The organism is Niveispirillum sp. (genome assembly GCF_052437035.1).
In the GTDB taxonomy this organism is placed as follows: domain Bacteria; phylum Pseudomonadota; class Alphaproteobacteria; order Azospirillales; family Azospirillaceae; genus Niveispirillum.
Genome location: NZ_JBQVOH010000032.1, coordinates 1 through 1,120, shown reverse-complemented (window position 1 = coordinate 1,120; position 1,120 = coordinate 1). Strand labels below are relative to the sequence as shown.

1 protein-coding gene is annotated in these 1,120 nt (G+C 61.1%); it reads left to right on the top strand.

Going from position 1 to position 1,120, the window contains the following annotated elements; all coding sequences use genetic code 11:
* Positions 1–1,113 (top strand): IS30 family transposase (locus ACT6Q8_RS25500; protein ID WP_444739478.1); only part of this gene is annotated, 1,113 nt, incomplete at its 5' end.
* Positions 1,114–1,120 lie beyond the last annotated feature (7 nt).

Below are 1,120 nucleotides of genomic sequence, written 5' to 3'. Positions count from 1 at the left end.
GGTGGATTCTATTTTGAAGTGCGACTCTCTTTTATAATCAGATGGTTAGCAATGGAGGCTGCCATGGGAGAGCATTATTCGCACCTGAGTTTGGCGGAACGGCGTCGGATTGACGAGATGTTCCAGGCATCGATCCCAGTTCGGGAGATCGCGGCGCGGCTTGGCCGGCATCATGGTACAATCCATCGTGAGATCAACCGGAACTTTTACCACACATCCTTCCGGGACCGGTTTGGCAACGACTACCGTGGTTACTTCTGCATGACGGCGAACGCGATGGCTAAGCGCCGGCGGCGTTCTGGCCGCGTGAAGTTGCTGCGACATCCGGCCCTTCTGGCGCATGTGGTGGCGAAGCTGCATTCGGGCTGGTCACCGCAGCAGGTTTCCGGCCGGCTCAAGATTGATCCGCAGCCAGTGGGCCGGATATCGCATGAGAGCATCTACCGACATATCTACAGTGCCGAGGGCCGAGAGGCGAAGCTGTATGCCCTGCTCGCTGTGGCCCGGCGGCACCGCCGTCGTCAGAAAGGCCGCAAGCCCCGGACCTCGGTGATCCCGGCAGAGCGGTGGATTGAAGCCCGCCCGACCGAAATCGGTGATCGCAGCCAGTTTGGCCATTGGGAGGCGGATCTGGTGATCTTTGCGCGCAAGCATGGCAAGGCCAATGTCACTTCGCTCCAGGAGCGGCAAACCCGATATCTGCTGTTGCTGGGCAATGAGGACCGCCGCTCCGCCGACGTCATGTCCCGCATCACCAATGCTCTGGCCCCCCTGCCCAGCTCCGCCCGCCGCAGCATCACCTTCGACCGGGGCACCGAGTTTGTGGGTGCCTGGCGGTCATTGTCCATGCCCAGCTGGTTCTGCGATCCGCACAGCCCCTGGCAAAAGGGTGGCATTGAAAATGCCAATGGACGCGTGCGCCGCCGGTTGCCGCTCGACAGTCCGGTCGAGGATCGATCCTCGACCGGACTGAAGGCCATTGCCACAAAGATGAACGACACGCCCCGTAAGTGCCTGGGATGGCAGACGCCAGCCGAGGCTTTCAGCAGCAAGCTGGCAGCTATCAGGCGAACCGACTACAATGCACTGCAACCCAGTCGCACTTCAGCGTGAATCCGCC